At 32.2% G+C, this 26,721-nt stretch carries 25 protein-coding genes; 2 read left to right on the top strand and 23 right to left on the bottom strand.

Annotated features, from left to right (window positions below; all coding sequences use genetic code 11):
- The first annotated feature begins 23 nt into the window (after positions 1-23).
- Positions 24-764, top strand: coding sequence for an acyl-[acyl-carrier-protein] thioesterase (locus KZH69_RS13335; RefSeq protein WP_219317967.1), 741 nt, complete (start codon positions 24-26; stop codon positions 762-764).
- Between the two features lie 50 nt (positions 765-814).
- On the opposite strand, the gene KZH69_RS13330 is transcribed toward KZH69_RS13335, so the two are convergent.
- From KZH69_RS13330 to rpsF, 20 genes are all read right to left on the bottom strand, one after another.
- On the bottom strand, positions 815-1,522 hold the full coding sequence (locus tag KZH69_RS13330; RefSeq protein WP_219317966.1) for a response regulator transcription factor: 708 nt from the start codon (positions 1,520-1,522) through the stop codon (positions 815-817).
- 3 nt (positions 1,523-1,525) lie between these two features.
- Positions 1,526-3,109, bottom strand: a complete 1,584-nt coding sequence (locus KZH69_RS13325; protein WP_219317965.1) for a sensor histidine kinase — start codon at positions 3,107-3,109, stop codon at positions 1,526-1,528.
- Between the two features lie 59 nt (positions 3,110-3,168).
- Entirely contained in the window at positions 3,169-3,765 is a 597-nt protein-coding gene (gene coaE, locus KZH69_RS13320) for a dephospho-CoA kinase (RefSeq protein ID WP_219317964.1), read from the bottom strand.
- Between the two features lie 2 nt (positions 3,766-3,767).
- Positions 3,768-4,766: a glycosyltransferase family 2 protein gene (locus tag KZH69_RS13315; protein ID WP_219317963.1), complete on the bottom strand. Its 999-nt coding sequence runs from the start codon at positions 4,764-4,766 to the stop codon at positions 3,768-3,770.
- A gap of 123 nt (positions 4,767-4,889) precedes the next feature.
- Positions 4,890-5,696, bottom strand: a complete 807-nt coding sequence (locus tag KZH69_RS13310; protein ID WP_219317962.1) for an enoyl-ACP reductase FabI — start codon at positions 5,694-5,696, stop codon at positions 4,890-4,892.
- A gap of 303 nt (positions 5,697-5,999) precedes the next feature.
- Positions 6,000-7,190, bottom strand: a complete 1,191-nt coding sequence (fabV, locus tag KZH69_RS13305) for an enoyl-ACP reductase FabV (protein ID WP_219317961.1) — start codon at positions 7,188-7,190, stop codon at positions 6,000-6,002.
- Positions 7,191-7,281: 91 nt separating this feature from the next.
- On the bottom strand, positions 7,282-8,934 hold the full coding sequence (gene recN, locus KZH69_RS13300) for a DNA repair protein RecN (protein ID WP_219317960.1): 1,653 nt from the start codon (positions 8,932-8,934) through the stop codon (positions 7,282-7,284).
- A gap of 50 nt (positions 8,935-8,984) precedes the next feature.
- Positions 8,985-9,869: a type IX secretion system protein PorD gene (gene porD, locus KZH69_RS13295; protein WP_219317959.1), complete on the bottom strand. Its 885-nt coding sequence runs from the start codon at positions 9,867-9,869 to the stop codon at positions 8,985-8,987.
- Positions 9,862-11,073: a bifunctional phosphopantothenoylcysteine decarboxylase/phosphopantothenate--cysteine ligase CoaBC gene (gene coaBC / locus KZH69_RS13290; RefSeq protein WP_219317958.1), complete on the bottom strand. Its 1,212-nt coding sequence runs from the start codon at positions 11,071-11,073 to the stop codon at positions 9,862-9,864. Before coaBC ends, porD begins: the two co-directional genes overlap by 8 nt.
- A gap of 10 nt (positions 11,074-11,083) precedes the next feature.
- Positions 11,084-11,401, bottom strand: a complete 318-nt coding sequence (locus KZH69_RS13285; RefSeq protein ID WP_219317957.1) for a DNA-directed RNA polymerase subunit omega — start codon at positions 11,399-11,401, stop codon at positions 11,084-11,086.
- 9 nt (positions 11,402-11,410) lie between these two features.
- A complete protein-coding gene (locus KZH69_RS13280; RefSeq protein ID WP_219317956.1) occupies positions 11,411-12,205 on the bottom strand; it encodes an outer membrane protein assembly factor BamD in 795 nt (264 codons plus the stop codon).
- A gap of 130 nt (positions 12,206-12,335) precedes the next feature.
- The gene (dapA, locus tag KZH69_RS13275) at positions 12,336-13,223 is read right to left on the bottom strand and encodes a 4-hydroxy-tetrahydrodipicolinate synthase (protein WP_219317955.1); all 888 of its coding nucleotides are present in this window, start codon (positions 13,221-13,223) and stop codon (positions 12,336-12,338) included.
- 8 nt (positions 13,224-13,231) lie between these two features.
- A complete protein-coding gene (locus KZH69_RS13270; RefSeq protein WP_219317954.1) occupies positions 13,232-13,750 on the bottom strand; it encodes a DUF6913 domain-containing protein in 519 nt (172 codons plus the stop codon).
- Positions 13,751-14,082: 332 nt separating this feature from the next.
- Positions 14,083-14,775 carry a hypothetical protein gene (locus KZH69_RS13265; RefSeq protein ID WP_219317953.1) on the bottom strand — a complete coding sequence of 231 codons (693 nt, stop codon included), beginning with the start codon at positions 14,773-14,775 and terminating at the stop codon, positions 14,083-14,085.
- Positions 14,765-16,768: an NAD-dependent DNA ligase LigA gene (ligA, locus tag KZH69_RS13260; RefSeq protein WP_219317952.1), complete on the bottom strand. Its 2,004-nt coding sequence runs from the start codon at positions 16,766-16,768 to the stop codon at positions 14,765-14,767. The genes KZH69_RS13265 and ligA overlap by 11 nt, the downstream gene beginning before the upstream one ends.
- A 74-nt stretch (positions 16,769-16,842) precedes the next feature.
- Complete coding sequence (locus KZH69_RS13255; protein WP_219317951.1) at positions 16,843-17,316, bottom strand: DUF6495 family protein; 474 nt, start codon at positions 17,314-17,316, stop codon at positions 16,843-16,845.
- 111 nt (positions 17,317-17,427) lie between these two features.
- Positions 17,428-20,586, bottom strand: a complete 3,159-nt coding sequence (locus KZH69_RS13250) for a TonB-dependent receptor (protein WP_219317950.1) — start codon at positions 20,584-20,586, stop codon at positions 17,428-17,430.
- 98 nt (positions 20,587-20,684) lie between these two features.
- The gene (gene rplI / locus KZH69_RS13245; protein ID WP_219317949.1) at positions 20,685-21,125 is read right to left on the bottom strand and encodes a 50S ribosomal protein L9; all 441 of its coding nucleotides are present in this window, start codon (positions 21,123-21,125) and stop codon (positions 20,685-20,687) included.
- A 66-nt stretch (positions 21,126-21,191) separates the two neighbouring features.
- The gene (rpsR, locus tag KZH69_RS13240) at positions 21,192-21,488 is read right to left on the bottom strand and encodes a 30S ribosomal protein S18 (protein WP_007138295.1); all 297 of its coding nucleotides are present in this window, start codon (positions 21,486-21,488) and stop codon (positions 21,192-21,194) included.
- Between the two features lie 5 nt (positions 21,489-21,493).
- A complete protein-coding gene (gene rpsF, locus KZH69_RS13235) occupies positions 21,494-21,835 on the bottom strand; it encodes a 30S ribosomal protein S6 (RefSeq protein ID WP_103806287.1) in 342 nt (113 codons plus the stop codon).
- Positions 21,836-22,002: 167 nt separating this feature from the next.
- On the opposite strand from rpsF, the gene KZH69_RS13230 reads away from it, so the two are divergent.
- Positions 22,003-22,698, top strand: a complete 696-nt coding sequence (locus KZH69_RS13230; RefSeq protein ID WP_077370383.1) for a LytR/AlgR family response regulator transcription factor — start codon at positions 22,003-22,005, stop codon at positions 22,696-22,698.
- 15 nt (positions 22,699-22,713) lie between these two features.
- Here the strand turns inward: KZH69_RS13230 and priA are convergent, their stop codons facing one another.
- From priA to KZH69_RS13215, 3 genes are all read right to left on the bottom strand, one after another.
- A complete protein-coding gene (gene priA, locus KZH69_RS13225; RefSeq protein ID WP_219317948.1) occupies positions 22,714-25,164 on the bottom strand; it encodes a replication restart helicase PriA in 2,451 nt (816 codons plus the stop codon).
- Between the two features lie 76 nt (positions 25,165-25,240).
- Positions 25,241-25,672 (bottom strand): DUF2147 domain-containing protein, encoded by a 432-nt coding sequence (locus tag KZH69_RS13220; RefSeq protein ID WP_219317947.1) that lies wholly within the window; start codon positions 25,670-25,672, stop codon positions 25,241-25,243.
- A gap of 115 nt (positions 25,673-25,787) precedes the next feature.
- Positions 25,788-26,720: a YihY/virulence factor BrkB family protein gene (locus KZH69_RS13215; protein ID WP_219317946.1), complete on the bottom strand. Its 933-nt coding sequence runs from the start codon at positions 26,718-26,720 to the stop codon at positions 25,788-25,790.
- Between the last annotated feature and the right edge of the window lies 1 nt (position 26,721).

The following is a 26,721-nucleotide window of genomic DNA, read 5'->3' as shown; positions in this document are numbered from 1 at the left end:
ATTCATAATTCATAATTATTTATATGCCAATAGATCCAAATTTCACTTCTGTTTTAAGTAAAAACTGGGAAATCAATTTTACGCAATGTACTCCCACTGGATACTTAAAATACACCGATTTATGCAATCTTTTGCAATTAACAGCTGCTGCTCATTCCGAAGTTGGAGGTATCAGTTTTACCGATATGCAGGAATTCAATCAGGCTTGGGTTTTGAGCAGAATGCGTGTGGAAATTACTGAACTCCCCAAATGGAGAGACGTTGTAACGGTAAAAACTTGGATTAATTCACTCGAAAATTCACGTTCGGTGCGGGCTCTTGAAATGCATGTAAATGGTAAAAAAATAGTAGGGTCCGAAACTTTTTGGGCAGTTTTCAACACCAAAGCTCGCAGACCCGAACCTTTAGCACTTCCTTACCAACATTTTGAATTGTATCCTGAAAACAAAGCCACCGAATTGGGCTTTTCAAAAATAAATTTAAACCACGAAAAAGAAATGGTATTTGAGAGAACCGTTTTTCTATCGGATTTAGACATTGTTAATCATGCCAATAATGTAAAATACCTAGAATGGTGTTTGGATTTGGTTGATGAAACTAAAATATTGTCTCAGGAAATAAAAAGCTTCGAAATGAATTTTTTAAAGGAACTTTCACTCAAGGATAAAGTGATTATACATGAAAACATAAACAATACAGATGCTGTTTTTAGCATTACTAAAGAAGACAAAACATGCTTTGCATTACAACTCAATTGGAAATAAAAAAAGCTTCGATTAATTTCGAAGCTTTTTTTATGAATATACAAATTGGATTATTTAGCTTTTACAACTAATCTAAATCCTTCTCCGTGAATGTTTAAAATTTCAACATCCTCGTCTTGTTTTAAATACTTTCTTAGTTTAGCGATGTAAACATCCATACTTCTTGATGTAAAATAGTTATCATCTCTCCATATCTTTGTCAAAGCCAATTCTCTGGGCATTAAGTCATTTTCATGCAGAATCAACATTTTAAGCAGTTCATTCTCTTTTGGAGATAACTTAATAGGCTCTTCGTTATTAAACGTTAAGAACCTAAGTTTTGAATTCAAATGAAATTTACCGACATTGAACTCAAATTGAACTGCTTCCGTTTTCACATCAGATGCTTTTCTTTGAATAATCGCTTTTATTTTCATCAATAAAACTTCAGAATCAAAAGGTTTGTTCAAATAATCATCAGCACCCGCTTTATATCCTTTTAAAACATCCTCTTTCATAGATTTTGCTGTTAGGAAAATGATAGGCACATCATTATTTTTTTCTCTTATTTCTTTAGCCAAAGTATATCCATCTTTGTAAGGCATCATGACATCTAGGATACATAGATCATAGGAGTCCTTTTTGAACTTTTCAAAACCTTCCATACCATTCTTAGCCAAAACAACATCAAAATCATTTAGCATTAAATAGTCTTTAAGAACTGCACCAAAATTAAGGTCATCTTCTACTAATAGTATTTTTTTATTTGTGTTTTCCATACTCTAATTTATTAAAGGTAATTTTATTATGAAGGTACTTCCTTTTCCCTTTTCACTTTCTACATATATTTGACCATTATGATCGTCTACAATTCTTTTTACATAAGCAAGACCTAAACCATGGCCTTTTACATTATGTATGTCCCCGGTATGTTCTCTGTAAAATTTTTCAAAAATTCTTTTTTGAGCTATTTTACTCATACCAACACCATTATCTTTTATTTTTACAAGAACCATATCCTTAATATTTTCGGTGTAAATATCTATTTTTGGAATACCTGGTGTGTATTTTATAGCATTTTCCAAAATATTCACCACTACATTCGTAAAATGAACATCGTTTAACAATACTGTTTTTCTAATTGCTCCAAAATGAGTATTTATACTTCCCTCCCTGTCTTCAAGAATCAAACTCACATGCTCAATAGCATCATTTATAACCTCTTCAATATCACTTGATTCTTTTATAATATTTAATTCTTTCTTTTCTAATTTAGAAATTCTCAATACATTTTCCACTTGTGCATGCATGCGCTTATTTTCATCCCTTATCATATCAAGGTACTTAAAAACCTTTTCCTTATCATCAATAATCTTAGGGTTTCGGATGGCATCCAAAGCTAAATTTATTGTGGCAATAGGTGTTTTAAATTCATGCGTCATGTTATTAATAAAATCGGTCTTAATCTCCGAAATTTGCCTTTGACGTATTAACTGATTTAAAGCACTTGTATAGGCAATTATAATAATTAACGTAAAAATGATGGACAATATCGTAATACTTACTAATTGAGATAATAAAAATTTCTTTTTATGCGGAAACTCAACGTATAACTTATACTTTTCATTTCCTTCATTATCTGTAAAAATTGGTATAGAATATGAATTTTCTTTATCATATTTAAAGTTATCCGACTTTACTTTTGTTGCAATCCCATTGCTGTAAATTCCAAACTCAAATTTGGTTTTCACACCATATTCTTCTAATTCCTTTTTTATAATCTCTCTTAAAACCTCTTTTGAAATTCTTTCCTGAAGTGGCATTGCAGAAGCAATATCTTTAAAGAAAATTTCAAATTGCGCATTATCTAAAATATCTAAATTTCCTGATTTTTCGATTTTTACATCAGGAATCAAACTTTGCTGTAAACTGGAATTATCAATATTATTGTTATTATAGACCTCAGTAACCCTTTTGGAATTGAAGTTTTTAAAACTTTCAGTATCAAATTTCTTATCAAATAATCCAGACGAAATTTTAAAATCTTCTGATATTATACTATTAGAGTAAATGATAGTTTTATTGGTTCTTGGGTTTTTTTGGACATAATAGAACTCTAATAAATCATTCCTTTTTGGTACTTTACCAGTACTGTCTTTATAATGATTGTATTTATCATAAAAACTGTAAGCCTCTCGATTGTGCAACTTTTCTGCAACATTGCCAATTACTTGCTTAACATGAAACTTAAACTGCTCGTCATTATTTCTAAAAGAAGTATTAAACCAATATACCTGCACAAGAATTATCCCAATTAGGGATAAACTCATTAACAAGACAAGTAATCTAAAAAATAATTTATTCATTTAAGCAAAATTAGTATTTTAACAATATAGTAAATAATACATTAACCAAAGATTAACATTTAAGACTTGATTTGATTAATTCTTAAAAATTTAAGAATTTTAACAATCTCTAACTTTATCACCTCCATACTAGTGTTTTCAATAATAAAATCACTTTTTGATGATTTTTCTTCATCATTCCATTGATTTTTCATTCTTTCCAAAACTTTTTCTCGGGTAGTTTTATCTCTTTCTATAACCCTTTGAATTCTTGTTTCTAGTGGTGCCACTACATTTATTACAAAGTCACATTCTCTATAACTACCACTTTCAAATAAAATTGCGCTTTCATAAATAACAAATGGATCATTTTGATGCTCTAAAAGCCATTTCTTAAAATGTTGCTTAACTGCTGGATGTACAATGCTATTGAGTTTAGCTAACCTATTGGCATCCTTAAACACGATTTCGGATAATTTCTCCCGTACCAATACACCTTCTTCAAAAATAGCATTTCCAAATTCTTCTTTAATCTGATTCAAAACAATATCAGACTGCATCAATTTTTTAGCTTCTTGATCTGTAATGTAAACTGGGATTCCAAGAGAAACAAACTCATTGGCAACAGTGGTTTTACCGCTCCCAATTCCTCCCGTTAAACCAATTATTTTTGTCATATCTATATTTTAAAAAACAATTCAGGGAAAGCAATCTTTGGATCTTGCTTCAAAATAATTACTTTAACATAAGACTTTAAAAATCCTAATCCGTATCCATAAAACTGTTTCCAAACTGCAATAATCGATAAATAGCCAATTTTAATACTTTTATTCTGAATAGAAGAAAGCAAAAACAATGCCAGAAAGTAAGCAAAATAAAATTTAAGCAGAAAATCTTGATTAAAAACCAATAATACTAAAGATACAAAAAATCCTATTATAAAAAACGTTGGGAAGAAAAAAGTTAATTTATTATATTGTGGATACCAACTATTGAGGATTGGTCTAGCTTTGCCAAATTTATTTACTTGGACAGTAAATTTTCCCCAATCAATTCTTCTTTTATGATATACGAATGCATTCGGAAAAAGTCGGGTATCAAAACCCAAATTCCACAAACGAATAGACAAATCTGGATCTTCCCCTGGATGTATATTTCCAAAACCTTTAGAAGCTTCAAATGCCTTTCGAGACAACCCCATATTAAAACTTCGGGGTTGAAACTTGCCTATTTTTTCTGAACCTCCTCTAATGCCTCCAGTAGTAAGGAAAGATGTCATTGCGAAATTAATCGCTTTTTGAATATCTGAAAAACTATCTAATGCTTTATCCGGCCCACCAAAACAATCCACATAATTTTCCTTTAATGCTTTGTCCACTTCAGACAAATAATTGCTTGGAATAATACAATCCGAATCGAATATGATGTAATAATCTCCCCTTGCTTTATTCATCCCGTAGTTTCTGGAGTCACCAGGACCTGAGTTTTCTTTGTAGTAATACGAAATATCTAATCTATCGCCGTGTTTTTGAGCAACATCTTGACATCGAATTGTAGAACCATCCTCTACAAGTACAACTTCATAAATTTCTTCATAAGTAGATTTAGTTAAACTTTCTAATAATTCATCAACTTCATCAGGACGATTATAAACGGGAATGATCAATGAAAACAACATAATAGTATTGAGTTTTTATTTTTTATTCTTTATTTTTAAATTTTGGCAAAGGTACTCTTTATCAATAAAAAAAAACATCAAATAAATAATGATGTTTTTTTTTGCAACATGTGTCTTATCGCTTTACTCAAACATTTCCATCACTTCTTGACTAACTCCCATATTCGAGAATCCTCCATCGTGCAATAAATTCTGCAAAGTCACTTTACGAGTCAAATCAGAGAACATAACAACAATATAATCAGCACATTCTGCTGCAGTTGCATTTCCTAGAGGAGACATTTTATCGGCAAAAGCAATAAAACCGCCAAATCCTTTCACTCCTTGGCCAGCTCTGGTAGCAGTCGGTGATTGTGAAATGGTGTTTACTCGTACTTTTTTGTCTCTCCCGAAGAAATAGCCGAAACTACGCGCTACAGACTCAAGGAATGCTTTATTATCTGCCATATCGTTATAGTCTGGAAATACACGTTGCGCTGCCATATAGGACAATGCAATGATACTTCCCCACTCGTTCATAGCGTCTTTTTTATACAATACCTGCATTAGTTTATGAAAAGAAACAGCTGAAACATTCCACCCCTTTTCAGTATACTCATAATTCTGATTTGTATAATGATTCCCTTTCCGAACATTAACCGACATTCCGATAGAATGCAAAACGAAATCAATTTTACCGCCAAGAATTTCAACTGCTTTATCAACCAATATTTCCAGATCATTAACCGAACTGGCGTCGGCAGGAATGATTTGGCATCCTATTTTTTCTGCCAATACATCAATATTTCCCAATCGCATTGCTGCAGGAGCATTTGTCAAAACAAAAATCCCTCCTTCTTCATGAATACGTTCTGCTGTTTTCCATGCAATTGAATTTTCATCCAATGCTCCAAAAATAATTCCTCTTTTTCCTTTTAATAAATTATACATAAAATAATATTTTAAAATTATACTATAACCATGAGATTGTATTTTTTCTTTTTTGAATGATGTCAAAAAAGCTATATTTCTCCCTTTAGCCCCGATTGCAGTGAAAATCCTTGTAAGTTTCGTCTTTTGGGACGAGACTTACAAGATTGTAACGAAAAGCGGGACGATATTCCCTAAAATGCCAAATTTTTCTGCTCCAAAATTAATTAATCAAAATTAAGCTATAAAAAAAACACCTTATTCTCTTGATTTTTAACCATCAAGTAATAAGGTGCTTTAAAAATTATAACTATTTAATTCTTTTTATCCAATACTCGGAATGGCAACCATTTCATCTGTGTCCGCTTTGTAATCCACACCATCAAACCCAAAACCAAAAAGGTTGTAGAAATCACTTCTGTATCCTTCTAAATCCCCTAATTCAGCTAGATTTTCACTTGTAGCTTCCAACCAAAGTTTCGCTACTTGAGCCTGCACATCCTCACGCATTTCCCAATCGTCAATACGAATTCTTCCTTTTTCATCTGTTAACATCGTTTCTCCTGTATAAAGTCTTTGTTGGTACAAACGTTGAATTTGTTCGATACACCCTTCATGAATTCCTTTTTCTTTCATTATTTTATACAATAAAGAAATATACAATGGAATAACTGGAATAGCAGAACTTGCTTGGGTTACCAAAGCTTTATTTACAGAAACATAAGCTTTACCATTAATATCGGCTAAACTATCTGAAATAGTGAATGCTGTGGCTTCTAAGTGATCTTTGGCACGACCAATTGTTCCTTTTCTATAAACAGCCTCAGTTAATGATGGTCCGATATAAGAATAAGCAACAGTTGTAGCGCCTGGAGCTAATAAATTTTCGGCTTTTAAAGCATCAATCCACATAGCCCAATCTTCACCACCCATTACAGCAACTGTATTGGCAATATCTTCGTCATTACATGGCTCAATAGAAATATCAGAAACTTTTCCGGAATGAAAATCAACCGTTTTGTTGGTAAAAGTACTTCCAATTGGTTTCAAAACGGAACGATGCAAAACTCCTGTATTTGGATTTAATCTCACTGGCGAAGCAAGACTGTATATAATTAAATCAACTTGACCCAAATCAGCTTTAATAAGATCTAATGTTTGTCTTTTTACTTCATTCGAAAAAGCATCTCCATTAATACTTTTGGCATACAAACCAGCTTTATGCGCTTCATTTTCAAAAGCAGCAGAATTATACCAACCTGGTGAAGCTGTTTTACCTTCAGCAGGCTCTTTTTCAAAAAACACACCAATTGTTGCGGCATCTGAACCAAAAGCACTTGTAATCCTTGAAGCCAAACCAAACCCAGTTGAAGCTCCAATAACCAACACTTTCTTAGCTCCGGCTATAGTTCCTTTTGATTTTACATATTCAATTTGATTTTTAACACTTTGTTCGCATCCTTTTGGTTGGGCTGTCAAACAAATAAACCCTCTCATTCTTGGTTCTATAATCATATTAGTCTGTACGTTAATTTATATTATAAATTTTCAATTAATTGAATTTTTAAAGCTTTTAAAATTGAATGGGCAAATATAGTCCAATTATTTAGTTCAACAAGGCTTTTGCGTGATTTAAGGCCGAATCTGAAATAACAGTTCCAGATAGCATTTGTGCGATTTCCACAACTCGTTCTTCTCTGGTTAACAATTTCAATTCGGATTGGGTTTCTTCACCAATTGTTGATTTGAACACTTTAAAATGTTCCGTTCCCTTAGCTGCAATCTGAGGCAAATGGGTTATTGCAAATATTTGCATCTGAGTACTCATTTCTTTCATGATTTCTCCCATTCTATTGGCTATTTCCCCTGAAACACCTGTATCAATCTCATCAAAAATCAATGTGGGCAATTTGGAATATTGGGCCAAAATTGCTTTAACTGCCAGCATAATTCGTGACATCTCTCCACCTGAAGCTACTTTTTTTAACAAACCAAAATCGGTTCCCTTATTCGCGGAAATTAAAAATTGCAACTCATCATTTCCATTTTCTAAATACGTTGAGGCGCTTTTTATTTCCATATTAAAACGTACATTAGGCATTCCCAAAGTCTCTAAAATGGTAATTAGTTTTTGTGACAAAACAGGAATTGCTTCTAGCCTATTTTTATGTATGCCATCGCAAATTTGGTCTAGCTCCTTGACATTATCTTCAACCAATTCGGTTAGTTTTACAATCTCTTCATCAATATTTCCCAATTCTAATACTGAGTTTTCCAAATTGGCTTGAATTTCTAATAACTCATTAACTGTTTTTACTTGATGTTTCTTTTGTAAATTATAAATCAGCTGCAACTTCTGATTTATTAAATTTAGTTGTTCTGGGTCATTGATTAATTTTTCAGTACAACGGTTCAATTCAATTGCAATATCTTCAAACTCGATTTTTAAACTGGTAATACGTTCAAATAACAAATTATAATCTGCAGAAAATCCGGCAATTTTCTGAATGCCATTTTTTATTTCATTCAAATTATGAAGCACGCCTATTTGCTCTTCATTGGCAATAGCCAAAGATTTATCGAGTGCTTCTTTGATAATCTCTACATTATTCAGTTGCACGTAATTTTCTTCCAGAATTTCTTGTTCATCTGATTTTAATTTGGCAGATACTAATTCCTCCAAAAGAAAGGTATTATATTCATGCTCTTTTGAAGCTTCGGCTTTTCTTTTGACCAGAGTATTCAATTTAGATCTATCTGATTTATACTTTTTTAAAACCGATTGATAAGCTACAATTGCATCTACATTACCAGCAATAGCATCAATTATTTTGAATTGCACATCCTCATCCGATAATTCTTGAGTTTGTTGTTGCGAATGAATATCTATCAAATACAAACTTAACTCTTGCAACTCCTGCAAATTCACAGGGCTGTCATTTATAAAAGCCCTGGATTTGCCGGAAGGCAAAATTTCCCTCCTAATAATTGTCTCCGATTCATAATCTAAATCATTTGCTTCAAAAAATGGCAACAAATTGTATTTAGATATATCAAAATGAGCTTCAATAACACATTTTTCTTCTTTATTTTTAAGCGAAGTTAAATCGGCTCTTTTCCCCAAAGCCAAACCTAACGCCCCTAATATTATTGATTTTCCAGCTCCTGTTTCTCCTGTAATTATCGAAAAACCTTTCGAAAAGTCGATTGTTAATTTTTCGATTAACGCATAGTTTTTTATAGCAAGTGAAGTTATCATTTATAGAATTTTATGAATAGAATGGGTTAAATAAAAGATATTATAAAAAACTAATATTTTAATAATTGCCATTTACTTGAGTTTGATGAAGATGTCTTATTTAAACTATCAACCAAATCGTTTATGGGAATGCTAGGACCACCAGTAAATATAGATACGATTTCATCTGCTTTTGAGTCCATGAAAACACGCAATAAATAGGAATTAGGTTTAGTTTCATTCAATTTGGATAAATTAATCAAAGAACCTTTAATAATTTCTTTTGCTTTTTTAAGATCTTGGTTCATCGTATCTAAACCTAAATAATACTGAAAACTGGACTGTCTTATTTCGGAATATGTTGGCGACATTAAATCATTAATCAAAGCATACCTACTAAGTGTTCCGTCAGACTGATTCCAACCTTTATATCCTCCTTGCTGAGCCAAATTTGATATATTAACTGCTTCTTTAAAATACCGATCCCCAAACATTGGAATAAAAGTATCTGCATCCATACCTAAAATTATATAGGAATAAAAAGATAGAACAGAAACAAGATTTGAATCATAACTTGTTGGAATGTATGTTAAATTCTCAAACTCGGAATAATTAAAAGTAAAATCTTTATCATTTATATTTAGTACGGGAGAGGAATAAGTAGAATTGTAAATACTTCTGGAAGATTGCACTTGGATATTAGCTACAAATTGATCCGAACTATAACTGGATATAGTGATAAACATTGAGCAACTTACTTTTTCTTTTTGTGTGAACGATTGTCCAGTCCAATCGGTTTTATTTACAAATTCATTTATGGCAGTTTCCAACGTTTTAAAAACCTGTTGATTAGCATTACTAATTTTTTGAGTATTTAAAGTCACTGTACAGTTCAGCTGTTGAGCTTGAATAAAGCCACAACCCAAAAAGAATAAAAACAAAACAAATCTAACCATAAAAATGCGCTATTACTTTGTTTAAAATATCATCTGCTACGGCTTCTTTAGATTTCAATTCCATTGCTTTTATATGAAATGAACTATCAATAAAAGTAACTTTGTTGGTAGTTTTTCCAAATCCAGCTCCTTGATCTTGCAGTGAATTAAGAACTATCAAATCTAAGTTTTTTTTCTGAATTTTCGCTTTAGCATTTTCAATTTCATTTTCAGTCTCTAAAGCAAAACCAATTAAAAACTGCTTTTTCTTAAATTCCCCTAACGAAGCCAAAATATCCTTGGTTTTTTCTAATTCGATAGTAAAATCATCAGCTGATTTTTTTATCTTTTGCGAAGACACATTCTTGGGCCTATAATCGGCTACGGCGGCGGCGGCAATAGCCACATCTACATCCGCATAATATTGATGACAGGCATCATACATCTCTTGGGCAGAAACCACCGGAATGAGTTGAACTAAAGAACTTTGTATTTTACAATGTGTAGGTCCTGAAATCAACACAACAGTTGCGCCTAAATTGGCAGCACTTTGGGCGATATCGAATCCCATCTTACCCGAAGAATGGTTTCCAATGAAACGTACCGGATCAATTGCTTCATAAGTAGGCCCTGCAGTGATAAGTATTTTTTTTCCTCTTAGAGGCAATTTACTTTCGAGATCCGCTTCTAAGAATGAAACAATGTTTTCAGGTTCAGCCATTCGTCCTTCACCTGATAAACCACTGGCTAATTCTCCATTTTCAGCAGGAATCATTGTGTTTCCAAATGCTTTTAAAGCTTTAAAGCTTTCAAGAGTAGACGGATGAATATACATATCTAAATCCATTGCAGGAGCAAAATAAACAGGGCATTTTGCAGATAAATAACAAGCAATTAAAAGGTTATCACATAACCCATTTGCCATTTTTGATAAAGTATTAGCTGTCGCAGGTGCAATAACCATTAAATCTGCCCAAAGACCTAACTCTACATGACTATTCCATTCCTCGTTTTGTTCATCCTTATTGTAAAATTCAGAAAAAACTGGGTTCTTCGATAGTGTGGATAAAGTAAGTGGGGTTATAAAATCCTTAGAAGCAGGTGTCATTATCACTTGGACATGTGCACCTGCTTTTATGAAGAGTCTAACTAATGAAGCCGTTTTATATGCAGCAATTCCACCAGAAATTCCTAGCAAAATCTTTTTTCCGCTTAAAACTGACATTATATATAGATTATTTATTTGCGTCTCTATGGTAGATTTTACCATCTAACCATTCTTGAACAGCTAATGCGTGAGGTTTTGGTAATTTTTCATAGAATTTTGAAACTTCAATTTGTTCTTTATTTTCAAAAACTTCTTCTAAACTATCATTGTAAGTTGCAAATTCTTCTAATTTTTCAGTCAATTCTTTTTTGATTTCTGAATTAATTTGATTTGCTCTTTTAGCCATAATTGTTATCGCTTCATACACATTTCCAGTAGGTTCTTCAATAATCGTTTTGTTGTACGTTATTGTATTTACCGGAGCATTTGTCTTTTTTAAATCCATGACCTTTATTTATTTATTATATTTTTGTAATTCAACATCAATTTGCGCAAGCATTCCGTCTGCTTTCTTTTTATACTCAGTATTTGGCTTAAACTTAACCAAATTCGTGTAATAGATTTTGGCTGTATTTAGTCTTTCTTCCATCTTTGAAGGAACACTATTTATAGCTAATGAATAAGCCGAATCTAATTTGTAATACAATGCTTTTTCTTTGTATGCAGTTCCAGGATAGTCAGCAATAAAATTCTCAAATGCAATAATTGCTGATTTATAATTAGAAATCCTATTGTATTCTAAAGCATTCTCGTAAACTTTACGTTCAATCTTGTCATTTAATTTTCTTGAAGTAGCATTTGCTTCAGCTATGTATTGCGAATTTGGATAACGATCGATAAATCCTTGAATCTTTTCTATAGCTTTGAATGTATCTGTTTGATCTATACTATAAACAGGAGATAACATCGAATAGCTTTGAGCTCCTAAATAAGCACATTCTTCAACTTTTTCACTTTTCGGATACCCCGAAACGAAACTATCAAATTGGTATCCTGCTAAATAATATTGTTTTGTTTTATAACAAGATTGAGAATACATATAAAACAACTTTTCTCCTTGAGGTTTACCTCTGTATGCAGGTGCCAACTGTTCAAAAAGACGAATGGCTTTTGAATACTTTCCTGCATCATATAATTTTGTTGCAACATCAAACTTTATCGCGACATCTTCCTTTTTTAATGCAGTTTGATATTCGCTACAAGAATAAAAAAAAAGGACAACAAGCAATACAGATATTAATTTTCTCATTTTATTCACTGATTTTATTTTTATTGTCCAGTATTTACAGACAACAAAAGTCACCAAAGCTAGGTGGCAAATTTAGTTATTAATTTAGCTATTACAAAATATTTCTTTGTTTAAAAAAAAGGGCTCTAATTTAAGTGTTTTTTACCATTTTTTTAACAAAAATATCCAATCGATTTGACAAAGATTCGTCGACAGTAACCAATGGCAAGCGAACAACATTTTCGGTAATCCCAAGAATACTGAATACTTCTTTGATCCCAGCTGGATTACCTTGTTCAAAAATCATGTCAATACAATCTGCCAACAAATAATGTAATTTAAAAGCATCATCTACTTTTCTGTTCAAACCCAATCGAATCATTTCTGAAAGCTCTTTTGGAAAACCCTGACCAATTACAGAAATAACTCCTGCCCCTCCAGCTAAAACCACTGGCAGAGCAATCATATCATCACCAGAAATCACTAAGAAATCTTTAGGTTTATTTTTCAACAACTGCATCGCTTGAACCAAATCGCCAGCAGCTTCCTTTATCCCCACAATATTTTCAAAATCATTTGCCAATCTAAGAACCGTAGAAGGCAATATATTACTTGAAGTCCTTCCCGGAACATTATACAAAATCACTGGAATAGGTGAAGCTTGAGAAACAGCTTTAAAATGTTGATATATCCCTTCCTGTGTTGGCTTATTGTAATACGGAGAGACAGATAAAATAGCAACAAAAGCAGACAGATCCCTCGCATGTAACTCCTCAACAACATTCAAAGTATTATTTCCTCCTACACCAAGAACCAATGGCAATCTACCTGCATTCACTTCAATTACGGTATCGATCACCAACTCTTTTTCTTCTTGTGATAAGGTTGCATTTTCTGCAGTAGTCCCCAATACAACAAGATATTCTATTCCGCCGTCTATTGAGAAATTCACAACTCTTCTTAAAGCCTCAATATCTATTGTAAAATCTTTGTTAAACGGTGTAATTAGAGCAACTCCTGTTCCTATTAATGATTGCATAATTTTAATTATAGTTTGTTTAATATTTTTAAGTATCGGAATAACTCATGAGTAAACCCTTTGTAATTCCCTAAATCAATGTTTATTAAAAAATGATTAAGTCTTTTATCAACAGATGAAAAACCAACCTTAAATTTTGCTTTAGTTTTATGTGTTAAAAGCAACAAAAAAGGCTTCTCTTCATTATAATAATTAATCAACAAATCAAATTCATCCAAGATAAACTCATTTATTGGCTGTTGTGTAAACTCGCTTTTAAAATTTAAATCTTTTAACCCAAATGTAGGCTCAGAATAAACTGCTTTACTGTTTAAAACATCTCTATAAACAATAACTTTCACACTTTCTTCCTTAAGTCCATAAGAAACAATTTCTTGTTTTAAAGCAGCTGTTTCAAAAAAAAGGCTTTCATCTATAATCAAACCAACTCGTGTAATAGGAAAATTTAATGATTCCTCCTTAACATTACACAGGATGTTTTTTAAAGTTTTATTTAAAAGAAAGCTCTTTAAGCATTTTAAAAACATAATATTTACGAGGTTACAAATTTAAATATTTAAGTTACATTTAAGATGGTAAATCTAAAAAACTATAACGACCTTTTAAAACTTTTTGTTATATTCTTAACAGTTATTTTGTTGTTGTTTTGCCGAACCAAAAACTATTCAGTAATAAAAATGAAAGCAATCTTATTCCAATTACCCAGAATAAAAAGTAAAATATTGAAATTAAAAACTTTAGAACACTTTATAAAAAACAAATAAAGATTTCGAGAAAGAACTCAATCTAATCAAGAAAAAAAATAGTCAAAAATGCTTTTTATCATAATCTCAATAAGCAAAAAGCAACTCAAGCAAAATCAATAATCGCTTAAATCCTCAATTACTTTATCTTTTTCTATAAAATAATTTACCAAAAAAAAGTACGATAAAAACTGAGTTATTATACTAGTTAATATAAAAACATAGTTATAAAAATAGAACTTATACAGGACAAAAAAGATATCTGTAATTATAAAACAAATGCACATCAACATAGCATTAAAAAAAGCATAACTCCCATTTTTATTATAGTTTATAATCGAAACAATGCTCAGGACACTTAAAATTATCCCAAAAACCACATATAATGAGAAATCAAGCTCTAAGTTTTCAAGCTTTAAATTTAAAACAGAATAACAAATCGTCCCTATTGTTAAAATCAAAATAACAATAAAAATATTATCTCTAAATTTGAATTTTAAATATTTAAAATCTTTCAGAGCAAAATATAAAAGCAAAATATAAACGATCAAAACGCATATGAAAGATCCCATTGCAGATTTATTGATATTCAGTGTGGTAAATATATCTCTAATAAATAGCAACAAGAAAACAACCGCCTTCAAACCTGATAATTTATAATTGTTTGAAACCAAATAATAGATAAATAAAGAGGGAATTATAATTGATTTACCACATAACACTAAAGTATCATAGTTCAACAATTTAAACAGTACAACCAAAGCAGAAGTTGCAAAAAACAAAATTAGTGACGGCGTACTAGCTTTCATTCAACATAGTTACAAATTGGTCTTCTGAAACTATTGTTACATTAAGTTTGTTCGCTTTTTCCAATTTAGCTGGTCCCATATTATCTCCGGCAACAACAAAATCAGTCTTAGCTGATATAGAACTCCCTACTTTTCCACCATTATCTTCAATTGTTTTCTTTAATTCGTCTCTTGAAAAAGAAGAGAAAACCCCTGAAACAACAAAAATTTTACCTAAGAATTTCTCGGTTGCATTTGGATTAATTTTTTCGATAATTTCAAATTGTACACCGTAACTTTTTAATCTTTCGATGATGATTTTATTTTCATCATTTTCAAAAAAATCAATCACGCTTTGAGCGATTCTTTCTCCAATTTCATCCACCATGATCAGATCCATAAGAGTTGCTTGTTGCAACGCATCAATGTTTTTATAATGTTTCGCCAGCTTTTTGGCAACAGTTTCTCCTACAAACCGAATTCCCAAAGCAAACAAAACACTTTCAAAAGGAATCTTTTTAGAATTCTCGACTCCCTTTACTAAATTCTCAGCCGATTTTTTCGCCATTCTCTCCAAAGGCAGAATTTGCTCAACTGTCAATTCATACAAATCGGCGTAATTATGCACCAATCCGTTATTAAAAAGTAACGCAACCGTTTCTCCACCAAGCCCTTCAATATCCATTGCTTTTCTAGAAATATAATGCTGAATTCTTCCAATAATTTGTGGAGGGCATCCATAAAAATTCGGGCAGTAATGATTGGCTTCTCCTTCACCACGAATCAATTCGGTATTACACTCAGGACAATGGGTAATATATTTTGTAGGCTCTGAATTATCGGGACGTTTGCTTAGATCCACAGCTATAATCTTAGGAATAATCTCTCCCCCTTTTTCAACAAAAACAGTATCATGTATTCGAATATCAAGTTTCTCAATCTGATCAGCATTATGCAACGAAGCGCGTTTCACAATAGTTCCCGCTAATTGCACAGGCTCAAGATTAGCAACAGGTGTAATAGCTCCGGTTCTACCGACTTGATACGAAATAGAATTAAGCCTTGTGGAAACTTGCTCTGATTTGAATTTATAAGCAATTGCCCAACGCGGCGATTTGGCCGTATAACCCAACTCTTCTTGATGGCGAAAATCATTTACTTTTATAACCACACCATCCGTTTCATAAGGCAATTCATGACGATGTACGTCCCAATATTCAATAAACTCAAAAACTTCACTCATGCTCTTTGCCAACTTGGCTTCGGTTGGAGCTTTGAATCCCCAATTCCTAGCAACTTCCAGTCCTTCAAATTGAGTACTAAAAGGTAAATTTGGTCCAATTAAAAAATAAAGCAAACAATCCAAAGGTCGTTTTGCCACTTCTGCACTATCCTGCAATTTTAAACTTCCAGAAGCAGTATTTCTTGGATTAGAATAAGGAGTTTCGCCAATTTCGATTAATTCCTGATTCATTTTTTCGAATCCGGCGAAAGGTAAAATAATTTCACCTCGAATAGCAAATTGCTCAGGATAATTCCCTTTCAACTGCAAAGGAATAGACCGGATTGTTTTTATATTATTGGTCACATCATCACCCTGAAAACCATCACCACGAGTCACTGCACGTTTTAATTTTCCGTTTTCATAAGTGATACTAATCGAAGCTCCATCATATTTCAATTCACAAGTAAACTCTAAAGGTACATCGCCCAAAACTTTCTGAATTCGATTTTCCCAATCAATCAAATCTTCTTTGGAATAGGAATTATCCAAAGAATACATGCGATACTCATGCGGAACAGTTTCAAAATTTTTAGTCACTGTTCCTCCTACTCTCTGTGTTGGAGAATTAGCATCAAAAAATTCGGGATGTTTATTTTCTAAATCTTGAAGTTCCTTTAATTTCATATCGAACTCATAATCAGACAATGTTGGTTTATCCAACACATAATAATTATGATTGTGTAGATTGAGTTCTTCCCTAAGTGTTTGGATGGTTTGCAGTATATCCATAAAACAAAAAATTGGCTATTTTAGTGTATTAAATAATCTACTAAAATAACCAATTTAAACTGTAAAAATCAAATTTATCCCTCGATAATCGAATTAATTTGATTGTATAATTGACCATCACTCAAAAAGGAGCCTTGTTGTATCAATTGAAAAATAGAAAGATTTCGCTCTTCAGTAAATTCTTTTTTACCCACTTTCATTTCAATTGTTTCTGTAAACATATTATCACTAAGCCATTCCAAACCCTCTTTTGTCAAAAAATCAGTTTCAGGAATCAATGATTTTAAAACGATCGATTTTACATGTGTATCAAAACAATGAAAAAGAAAAATATGATTTTTGGAAAAAAATTCCAAATAAGTAGCTTTTGTAAGCACGCCTTCCCAAATCAAATCCGAGAAAACATCCAATTCCTGTTCGGCTACTTCTGGTTTTTCGACTTTAATTTTGTCCCATTCTGCTTTATCAATTGCCTGAGTTGCTAAAAAATTAGTAAATTCTTGTGTTAACTCTTCAAATTGTTCTTTTGTAAGTCTGGTGTATTTCATGTACTATTGTTAAATTCTACTAATATAATTTAAAATGCAAATTTATACTTTTTAGATCAAAAAAAAGCCTTCTTTTTAAAGAAGGCCTTTTTAGATAATTGTTTATTTGTTTTAGAAAATATATCTAATTCCAAATTGCATTTGCCATCTAGAAGCTAAACTAGAATCGTATGCAAATGTTTTAGTTTGTGTTCCATTGAAAGTGTAAGTTGGAATATTTGTAGCAGCATCAACAGTCACACCTATTGGCTGTACACTTACAGGAACTTGAACCAATCCCCAATCAGAATTTAATAAGTTACTGAAATTTAAAATATCAATACTGAATTGAATTGTATTTGTTTTATCAGAAGCAGACGATACTTTAAAATTATAATCTTGCAATATTTTCATATCCCATTTTCCTCTCCATGGAGACAAAGCACCATAACGTTCCGCATACTGACCTCTTCTGTCACTTAAATAATCATCTTGATTGATAAAATTGTCATAAGCAACTGCCTGACCTGCACCAGAAAAATTCATCGTACTAATTTGTGCCGAAGTTGGAATATAAAGTAAATCATTTCCAGCAGAACCATCATTATTAATATCTCCTCCGTAGGTATAATTAAAGCGCCCTCCTTGAGCATATTCGAATACTGTAGAAACAGTTGTAGCCCATTTATTTTTTCCATATTTCCATTTTTTTGAACCTACACCAACGAAACGATTGTTATCTCCATATTTAGAATTAGAAAGAACATCATTATTTACATTTCCTAAAGCAGGATTAAAATTGAATGCATCACCTGTAATTTCAGCTTCAATAGAATTAACATCTAATGATTTCAAATAATTATAAGCCACACTAGCATATAAACCATTTTTAAAATTCTTTTGCACTTTTATAGAAGAGTTAAATGCACTTCCTTTATCAGAATTTGTTAAAACATACGCATGGGCTCTAGCGGGAAAACCATAGTCAGTCCACACACCATAATCAGAAGCTCCATATATTGCTCTATTATCTGCACCTACTAATTGGCTAGTTGGTTGTTTCAATCCCCAATCTTGAACATGGACAGCATTTATATCTTTATTGTAAGACAAATCAATTGTTACAATGAAATCATTTTCAAATTTATGGTCAAAACCTAAACTTGTTCTCCAAACCTGTGGAAATTTAAAATTCTCATCAACCACCTCATAGAAAAACGGATCGATTCCTCCTACTTGATTTCCAATCCAAACAAATGGAAGTTTTCCTGTAAAAATACCAGTTCCTCCACGTAATTGAGTAGTACTATCTCCATTTGCGTCCCAATTGAATCCTAATCTAGGAGACCATAACAAAGCATTTCCTGGTAATTTTGTTGAATCAAAATAATGATCAGCACCAGTCTTTGGATCATAATATTTAATACCTGGAACATATCCTTCAGAATTATCGGTATCAATAAACTTTTGAATTAACTCCGAAGTATTAAAATATAAAGGTTTATCAGCTCTCAAACCAAAATCCAATTTAAAATTGTCATTAATATTCCACTCATCCTGAATATAAAATGCCAATTGGCCCACATTTAATTCAGCTAAATTCCATCCTCCATCGGTACCCGGTTTTAATCCATTTTTTGTGTCAAAAGTATTTTGAGCTGCCGCAAGCTGACCAGCATAATAACCGTTTGCAATATTAGCATCAAAACCAGTCATATCAACACTTCCAAAAACATCAAAACCATATCCTTTCAAGTTGAAAGAATTTTTAAACATAAATTTTTCAAATGAAAAACCAGCAGTAAAAACATGATCGCCTTTAACTATATTCAAATTATCCGTAATTTGATAAACATTCTGTTCTAATGTGTTATGAATAGAAAAAGGTTCATGTCCTGCAATTATATATGGAGAACCATCTTTTGTAATTGTAATTACTGGAGCAGGAGCAGAAAAAGGATTTCTGAAATCATTAAAATGTGTATAACCTGCCTGCAACTTATTAGAAACCGTTTCACTAAATTTAGAATTTAATTCAACTAAAACTGAATTAATCTTATTATTCATCTCATAACCAGAATTTTCAAATTGCATAGTATTGGCATCAGGGCCTCTACGAAATATTGCGGTTGGGTGAGCTGGCTTATCTTTTGAAGCATCTAGGAAGTTATAGATAACTGCTAGCTTATTGTTATCATTAATATTCCAATCCAATTTCACGATCCCTTTTTTAGAATCTTGATTATGGGTAAAACCTTCGTAAGGTCCTGTTTTATAACCTAATTTATCCAATTCAGTAGAAACATGCATCAAATCTGTAGCCAAAACTCTAGATTCGTTTACACCCGTTGTAGTATTACCATCGTTTGCAACCACATTTGACCCTGAATCGGTTCTTTGGTCGATTTCATAATTAGCAAAGAAAAACAATTTATCCTTGATAATTGGCCCACCGATACTAAAACCAGCTTGAGTTTGCTCTAAAGAGGGAACAAAAATATTTTCACCATGCACTTTGTCTCCTGTCATGCTCTCATTTCTGAAATAACCATAGGCCGTTCCATGAAACTCATTTGAGCCTGATTTAGTTACCGCATTTACGGAAGCCCCCGTAAAACCGGACAAAGTCACATCATAAGGAGCTGTAGCGACTTGGACTTGATCGATGGCATCCAATGAAATTGGCTGAGAACCTGTTTGCCCGCCAGGAGTTGGAGCATCTAATCCGAAAGGATTGTTAAACACCGCTCCATTCAAGGAGTAATTATTGTATTGAGCGTTTCTTCCTCCAAAAGAACCTCCACTCGCTGTTGGCTCCAAACGTGTAAAATCTTGCACAGATCTGGAAATAGACGGCAAAGTTGCTAATTCTTTTCTGCCAATTGTAGTTTCAGCTCCAGTTTTACTGTTTTGAAAAACTTTGCTATTAACAGTAACCACTTTAACTTCTTGTAATTGTTGACTTTCATCAGTCAAAACGACTTCCAGATTATACGCTTTACCTAATTCAAGAAAAACATCTTTAAATTCTTCGTTGCGTGACCCTACATATGACACGTTAACTTTATACGGACCACCTACCCTCATATTAAGGATATTAAATCTTCCGTCAGCATTTGAAATTGCAGAATATTTACTTCCCGTAGGAGTATGAACAGCACTAATGGTTGCCCCACTAACTGATTCACCCTTTATGTTTCTTACAACTCCTTTTATACTCGAAGTTGTAGTTTGTCCAGACACCGCAAAGAGTCCGAAAACAAAAAAGAATAATGTAATAATTTTTCTCATCTATTTAGATTTAGTTGTGTTTGAGGTCAAAATTAGCCAAAAAAAAATCACTCCGAAGAGTGATTTTTAAATTTTACCAACAAAATGTTAACAAAATGTTATTTTTCAGCGATAATTTCATAAGGTAATTCAACAATAACATCTCTGTGCAATCTCACAGAAGCGCTATATTTACCTGTACGTTTTACAATACCTGAAGTGATAAATTTTCTATCAATTACTTGACCACCTTTCGCCAAAGCTTCAGCGATATCAATGTTTGTAATTGAACCAAATAATTTTTCACCACCCGCTTTTGCAGAAATTTTAATTTCGATAGCTTTTAAAGCTTCCGCCAATGCTTTTGCATCTGCCACAACTTTAGCTTCTTTGTGTGCTCTTTGTTTTAGATTTTCAGCTAATACTTTCTTTGCAGAAGAAGTAGCTAAATGAGCAAATCCTTGTGGAATTAAAAAGTTACGTCCGTACCCGTTTTTCACAGTTACGACATCATCTTTAAATCCTAAATTTTGAACATCTTTTCTTAAAATAAGTTCCATGTTGTTGTCCTTTATTTGAGAAGTTAGGTTTCATATTTCAGAAAACCAACAACCATTAATTTTTAATTATTTTAATAAATCGGCCACGTATGGCATTAAAGCTAAGTGACGAGCTCTTTTTACAGCTACAGACACTTTTCTTTGGTATTTTAATGAAGTTCCAGTTAAACGACGAGGAAGAATTTTTCCTTGTTCGTTAACGAATTTCAATAAGAAATCAGCATCTTTATAATCAATATATTTGATACCTGATTTTTTGAAACGACAATACTTTTTAGTTTTGTTAGTTTCTATGTTCAAAGGCGTAAGATATCTGATATCCCCGTCTTTTTTTCCTGAAGCAGATTGTTGTAATGTTGCCATGATAATTAAGCTTTTTGAGATTTAAGTTTTGCTCTTCTTCTTTCAGCCCAAGAAATAGCATGTTTGTCAAGACTTACAGTTAAGAAACGCATAACTCTTTCGTCACGTCTAAATTCAGTTTCAAAAGCGATAAGAACCTCACCAGCAACTTTGAATTCGAACAAGTGGTAAAATCCACTTTTTTTGTTTTGAATTTCGTAAGCCATTTTTTTCAGACCCCAATCTTCTTTCGATACCATTTCTGCTCCTCTACTAGTAAGAAAATCTTCAAATTTGCTTACTGTTTCCTTTACCTGAACTTCAGATAAAACGGGATTTAAAATGAAAACAGTTTCATAATGATTCATAAAAAATTTATTTATTTGTTAAATTGGCTGCAAAAGTAATCTTTTTTTTGGAACATGCAAGCACAAAAATACTATAATCGATGAATGACGAAAAAAGATTTGATTTTTCGAAATTAAATCAAAAAAAAAACTATTTTTACTTTACCAAATCAAAAAAAATAAATGTTATGAAACTAAACTGTGTAGTCGTAGATGATAGTTCGATTCAAAGAATGATTATTGCAAAGTTAGTTAATAATCACACTAACTTAAATTTAATTGGTGATTTTTCTAATGCAATAGAAGCTAAAAGTTGTATGACGGTTCATACGGTAGACTTAATATTTCTTGATATTGAGATGCCAGTCATTAGTGGTTTTGATTTCCTTGACGGTTTAAAAACCAAACCCCAGATTATCTTCATCACTTCAAAAGCAGAATATGCTATGAAAGCTTTTGATTATGATGCAACGGATTACCTACAAAAGCCAATTTCAATTGAGCGTTTTAATGCTTCAGTCCGCAGAGCCATTGATCATTTTCTTCTTAAGAAAGAAAACAAGGAAGACGAAGGTGAACATATATTCATCAAAAGCAACCTAAAAAAATTAAAGATATTCACTTCCAAAATCAAATGGATTGAAGCTTTTGGTGACTATGTAAAAGTTGTTACTGAAGATGACAGCAATCTTGTTCTTTCTACAATGAAATCTTTCGAAAATGATTTATCAAAAGATAAATTCATAAGGGTACACAAATCTTACATTGTAAATATTGATAAGATTGATCGCTTCAATAGTAAATTTGCCGAAATTGGGGTAACTAAAATACCTTTGAGCAGAAACAAAAAAGAAGATTTAGTAAAAGCACTTGCCTATTCTTAAAACTCTACTTTTTTTTTAATAAAAATCGACATTTACAGTAACTTTAACAGTTCTGTATTGCGGAACCGCTTCAAAACTATTCAGTATCTTTTGAATAGTTTTTTTTGCGTTTACCATCGACGTACTTTGCGGTATTTTAATAATGATAGTTCTGATGTATTCGTTTCTGATTCTGCTAATTGCAGGTTCTTCAGGACCTAAAACCGGCATAATCAAATTTTGGCTCAACACTTGATACAACCATATTGATCCTTCCTTAAGTTTATCAAAATCACGTTGTTTTAATGTCAATTTTATAATTCTAAAATATGGCGGATACTTATATATTTGCCTGTCATACAATTGTTCCTTGTACATTCCAGCATAATCGTTATTCGTAACTTGTTGTATGGTATTGTGATTAGGATTATAGGTCTGAATAATTACTTTCCCTTTTTTATCGGATCGTCCAGAACGCCCAGCAACTTGAGTCATCATTTGAAAACTCCTTTCGAAAGCCCTGAAATCCGGATGATACAACATATTATCAGCATTCATAATTCCAACCAAATTGACATTATCAAAATCCAATCCTTTGGCCAACATCTGGGTTCCTACCAAAATATCAATTTCCCGATTCTTAAAACTATCAATAATTTTTTCGAAACCAAATTTTCCTCTGGTTGTATCCTGATCCATCCTGCCAACTTTTGCATTTGGGAAAATAGTCAATAACTCCTGCTCAATCTGCTCCGTTCCCAAACCCTTTGTTATTAAGTCAACACTGTGACAAGCATGACAATGAGTAGGTTTTGAAATGGCGTACCCACAATAATGACAACGCAATTGATTCTTATGTTTATGATACGTCAAACTCACATCACAGGACTGACAATGTGGTACATGCCCACACGTAATACATTCGATAATTGGCGAATAACCTCTCCTATTTTGAAATAAAATCACCTGTTCTCCCAATGACAAAGCCGACGTGATTTCTTCGATTAAAACATCACTGAAATGACCATTCATTTTTTTTCGAAAGTACTTGTCTTTCAAATCTACCAATTCTATTTCCGGTAGACTTACTTTCCCAAACCGCTCTGAAATCTGGACAAAACCAAATTTATTAGATTGTGCATTAAAATAAGTTTCAATACTTGGTGTTGCGGATCCTAAAAGCACATTGGCTTGATGCGCATTGGCCAAAACAATAGCAGCATCACGGGCATGATATCGAGGTGCGGGATCTGATTGTTTGAACGTTTGCTCATGCTCTTCGTCAATAATCACAAATCCCAAATCGTAGAAAGGTAAAAACAAAGCCGATCTAGCCCCAATTACAATCTGCGCTTTTTCTGCATTTAACAAAACCTGATTCCAAACTTCGACTCTTTCATTATTGCTATATTTTGAATGAAAAACAGCCACTTTATTTCCGAAATGCGCTCGCAATCTGGAAACCAGTTGAGTTGTCAAAGCAATTTCGGGCAACAAATACAACACTTGTTTTCCTGTAGCCAAATATTCCTCTATATGTTTAATGTAAATTTCAGTCTTACCACTTGAAGTAATTCCATGTAAAAGACACACAGATTTTTGCTCGAAACTTTCTTTAATAGATTCAAAAGCCTTTTGTTGAGCAGTACTCAATTGAAGTTCTTCATCCCTTCCATTACCAACAAAATTGATTCGATCTTCTTGCAGAAAATATTCCTCAAAAATTTCTTTCTCTACTAATGCTTTAACAATAGTCGATGACGATTGAGCCGCTTCAACCAGTTTTTTAACCGTAATTGGAGTCTTTTCAGTGGCACTTAATTGAAAATAATTTAAAACTATTTTTTTTTGCTTATTGGCATTTTTAAGAACTTCAAGTAACTCTTTTAAACCTTCGCTATCATCATATTTTGAATGCAATCGAACGTATCGCACCAACTTTGGCTTGTAACTTTCCTGAACTTCTTCTTGCAATACCAGAATATTTTTATCAATCAATTTTTGAATAACAGGAAAGATATTTTTTTTATTCAGAATTGAAATAATATCTTGAACCTTTAATGAACTCTGCTGTTGTAAAGCTTCGCAAACTAGATATTCATCATCTGAAAGCAAACGTTCATCTACAATTGCATCATTTTTTCTTGTAATAAGCGTTTCACTTTCCAATAACAAAGCACTTGGCATGGCACCACGATACACATCACCAATAGCACACATATAATAATCTGCGATCCAAATCCAATGATTAATTTGAAAATCGGTTACTATTGGAGTAGTATCCAAAATCTGATGAATTTCTTTGGCTTCGTATAGCGTAGGTTTATTATTGTGAATTTCAATGACCAAAGCAGTGTAGATTTTACTTTTCCCAAAAGGTACCGTCACCCTCATTCCTTTTTTTATAAAAAGAAATTCAGCTTCCGAAACTCTGTATGTAAAAGTTTTGGCAAGAGAAAGCGGTAAAACAACTTCTACAAAATGCATTGAATAATTTTAGATTTTAGATTACAGGTTTTAGATTGGATATTTTAGATTTACCCACTAAAGTTATAAATCGTTTTTATTTTACCCTGAACCAATATTGGGTTCTTCCGAACAAAGAAACACCGACAAAACCCCTTACTTTTAGTTTGTCTTTCCCATCAAGTGCGATAAGACATTTATATTCTTCCCCTTTTACAGGATCTAAAATTTTACCTCCATTATATTCATCACCGTCCTTTACAAGACCTTTGATTATAATTAAGCCTAAAATTGGAGCATTTTTATCTTCACCAGAACACTTAGAACATAGATTTTTTCTTTTTTCTGGATTTAATATATCAACAATTTTCCCATAAACTTTACCTGACTTCTCATAAACTTCAACAATAGATTTAGCTTGACCTGTTTCGTCATCAATAGTTTTCCATTTCCCTAAAACAGTTTGGCTTTGGGCATTAAAAATCATAGCAAAAAACACAACTAAACTAAATATGATACTTTTTTTCATTTTTTCTTAAATTATTGGCTCACTTTTTTTTTATTCCAAAATACAATGAAATTTTGCTAATTGGATTACTTTCCGACAAGAATACAAAATTTCATATAAACAATGTTATTTATAACTAAACTTTAATACTGCGATTTGTTTTTCTTAGTTTATGAATAGTAGCATTCAATTCGAATCCAAGTAACAAAATCATGCAGTTAATCCAGATGTAAAACATCATGATTAACAATGTTCCAATAGAGCCGTATAATTCGTTATATTTTGAAAAACGAATCACCCAAATCCCAAAAAAATAGGAGGATATAATAATCAGTATAGTTGTAAAGACCGAACCTATACTTATAAATGGAGGCTTATGTGATTGTTTTGTTCCGTATCTCAATAAAATTGAAGATGTAATTAATATCATCAAAATCACAAAAATATATCTTCCCAAAATAATCAACGGAATTCGATCACTTAATACATCCTGAATAATTGTTTTTTGAATAAAAACCTCAAAAACAACAATAATCGAAACAGTCAAAAGCAAAAGAATTGACAAAATTAACGAAATCCCCAAAGCAACAAAATATTGGTTTAAAAAACCTCGTTTTTCTATTACATGACGGGAAGATTCAAAACCACCCAAAATACCGTTGATACCATTTGCCATCAAAAAAATGGATAACAAAAACCCAGAAGACATTAATCCAGAATGACTATTATTAAGGATGTCATTTATAATATTGGCAATCGCATCATACGTATTGGGAGGAACACCCTCCTTAACAAATTGAAGGAAATCATCCTGAAACCCTTCAATGGGTATGTAGGGTATTAAGTTAAGGATAAACAATGCAAATGGAAACAAAGCCATAAAAAAGCTAAAAGCAACCGCACTAGCATGATAGGAAAATGCTCCATCGATGATACCTTCGAAATACAATTCTAACAAATCATAGAATGAAAAACCTCCCAAACCTGGCATTTTTACCTTCTTCAAGACATGCACCAAGTTTCTTATAACGGGTATTTTTTCGAGTTTAGCCTCAATTATTAAACTCATA

Source organism: Flavobacterium taihuense (assembly GCF_019351435.1).
GTDB lineage: Bacteria > Bacteroidota > Bacteroidia > Flavobacteriales > Flavobacteriaceae > Flavobacterium > Flavobacterium taihuense.
Note: the sequence above shows the minus strand (reverse complement) of the source record. Positions and strands in the feature narration are given on the sequence as shown.